This is a genomic window from Bdellovibrionota bacterium (assembly GCA_035292885.1).
Classification (GTDB): Bacteria; Bdellovibrionota_G; JALEGL01; order JALEGL01; family DATDPG01; genus DATDPG01.
This window is the reverse complement of record DATDPG010000016.1, coordinates 1-2,366: the sequence shown is the minus strand read 5'-3', so window position 1 is coordinate 2,366 and position 2,366 is coordinate 1. Positions and strand designations below refer to the sequence as shown.

At 54.4% G+C, this 2,366-nt stretch carries 4 protein-coding genes; all 4 read right to left on the bottom strand.

Features of this window, described 5'->3' with window-relative positions; all coding sequences use genetic code 11:
- On the bottom strand, positions 1 to 233 hold a 233-nt coding region (locus VI895_00885; protein HLG18354.1), incomplete at its 3' end, for an FHA domain-containing protein.
- A 9-nt stretch (positions 234 to 242) separates the two neighbouring features.
- Positions 243 to 818, bottom strand: a complete 576-nt coding sequence (gene trmB, locus VI895_00880; protein ID HLG18353.1) for a tRNA (guanosine(46)-N7)-methyltransferase TrmB — start codon at positions 816 to 818, stop codon at positions 243 to 245.
- Positions 796 to 1,206, bottom strand: a complete 411-nt coding sequence (locus VI895_00875; protein HLG18352.1) for a hypothetical protein — start codon at positions 1,204 to 1,206, stop codon at positions 796 to 798. The genes trmB and VI895_00875 overlap by 23 nt, the downstream gene beginning before the upstream one ends.
- Before the next feature lie 48 nt (positions 1,207 to 1,254).
- Positions 1,255 to 2,366: S41 family peptidase (locus VI895_00870; protein HLG18351.1), on the bottom strand; the 1,112-nt coding region annotated here is incomplete at its 5' end.

Genomic DNA, 2,366 nt, shown 5'->3' with positions numbered 1-2,366 from the left:
ATATGGAGGCGGTTTTCGCCGTCGTATTCGATTTGAAAATGGCGCCGGGAGACGAATCGATCGTTCAAAAAGATTTGCGCCTGAGCATCCCTCCCGGCGATGAAATGTCCCAGGCCGATCTTGTAACTGCGAACAAATTCGTCCCTCAGAAAAATTCGGAGGAACGGTACACGCGCCTCGCCCTGAACCGGAGCCAGCGTCAGCTTTATAGAACCGTCAGGCAATGACGGCATTATAACAGGTCAGATTCGTTGAGCGGCGGCAAAAACAAGCGGTCGCCCTTCACGAAGATACTTCGCCTGGTAATTGGTCAGGAAAGGTCCCGGGTTCCAGGTCATTTCCCGAAGACCTTTTCCTTCGTATTCGCGCAGCGATCGCCGAATCACGTCAAAGTAGTCCATGTGATCCGTCGCGATCCGGATTTCCCCTTCGGGTCGGAGCGTTCGAATCACATGTTCCAGAAATTGCGGCGAAAAAAGACGACGCCGATGATGGCGCCGTTTCGGCCATGGATCCGGAAAATAGACGTGATAATTTACGATCGATCGGTCCGGGATCACCGGGAAAAAATCTTCCGCATATCCTTCCAAGAGCACGACATTCCGAACAGCCGCCTTGTCCAACCGTTCGGCGGCGTGCCGAAGCCATTTTTTCGACTTTTCAATGCCCAGAAAATTTCGATCCGGGTATGCCGAGGCGTATTCCTTGAGAAATCTCCCCTTTCCAACGCCGATCTCGATTTCGATCGGCGCCTCCCGGCCGAACCAATCGACGAATGAACCAGGAAGAGACTCGTCAGACAGTTGAAGGAGCTTCATCGGCGGGAGGGAGCTGAACTTCTCCCAGCGTTGCACGGATCTTGGCTAACATGATTTCGTTCTTTGTTTTCTCGAAGGCGGTTTTGGCAAATCGGTACTTGCCCAATTCAAAAGCCCGGTATCCAAGTTTGTTCCACACGTCGTCGGAGACGGCTCCCACGTGCTTTTCGGTGGAGCCCAGAAGGAATGCGTCCCCTTCTTCGAGGGCGAGCGAGCGAATTTTTCCGAGCCCTTCGGCGTCGTTTGCCGACTGAAAATATTCAAAGGCATCCTGAATATAGCCCGCCTTCAAGCATTCGCTTCCTAATTCGACGAGTCGTTTAGGGTCCGACTTCTCCTTCGCGTAAAGGATTTTCTGCCGGTCTTTCCATTGGGGAATCTTGTTCATGGCCATAGGTGTTCCCGTTTAACGTGTATGACCGGAATGTCAACGGAGTTATTCGTCAAGCTTTGTGCGAATTTCAGGCCATTCGGGTTTGCGATCGGCTAAATCGGCAGCCACTTGTACGGCCACTTTGTATTCGCAGTCCTCCTCCGGACGGCACGCCGCCTGAATTAATTCCGGATCCACCGCCTCCCGGGTCCCGTCTATAATCGAAGCGATGGCAGACCCCGACCCGGCACGAACTGCGCGTCCCGTGGAGGGAATCACCAAGTCAGCCCCGTAATCCCGCTCTTGCAGGATCGTGGTTACATTGTTCTTGCGCCGATCGGCGACCACTTGCTCCAACTTGGGATCGGACACTTTGAAGTGAACGGGATATCCGTTCGCTTGGGCGTCGGCACCGTCAAAGAGCGTCACTCGAAACGTCGTCAATACGAGCCGTCCTCCGAAACCGTTCTTTTCCCCTAACTTTGCGATCGATTGCCCGGTCCATTTCCCGAATGTTCCCCCTTCATAGCCGACCAGAACGGCCCGTGAACTTTCAGCCAAGACCCCAGCGAACATTTCAGCCGAGCTCGCGGTTCGAGCATCAACTAATATCACCACCGGTTTTCGCGTGACTTCCCCGCCTGTTTCCGCGCCTAGCACGGCGTTTATTTGGAACTCCGCCGGGATCCCCTTCTTCCCGCTCCCTCGAAGCCGGAGCAGAACGCCTTGATCCACAAAAAGGTCAGCGCAACGCACGACCTCGTTCGTGTCCCCTCCCCCATCCCCGCGAAGATCGATGATCAAAGCCGAAACGTTCTGTTCTTCGAATTTCTCAAGGGCATGTTGTAGGCGGACGGATACATCCAACGTAAACCTTCGGATATGGGTGTAGCCAAGGTTTGCTTCCCCTTCATGGATTCGTTTGGAGAAGATCGGAGAAGCACGAAACTGCTCGGGCTGGACCTCAATCCAGTCTGTTCGACCCAGAATCTGCAAGGTGACCGGGTCGCTCCCCTCTAGAACCGAAAGGATCCGTTCCAACGATAACGCTCCGAACGATTTTTGGTTGATCCCGACGATTCTGTCCCCCGCTTCCAGGAGACCGGCGGAAGGGCCGTCGGTGTAGACCTCTTCGATCGAAAGTTCAGTCGGCGGCTGCCAGCGATTCACAACTC

Coding starts and splice junctions, on each gene's coding strand:
- VI895_00875 (HLG18352.1), bottom strand. CDS start 1,206: ATGAACAAGATTCCCCAATGGAAAGACCGGCAGAAAATCCTTTACGCG.
- trmB (HLG18353.1), bottom strand. CDS start 818: ATGAAGCTCCTTCAACTGTCTGACGAGTCTCTTCCTGGTTCATTCGTC.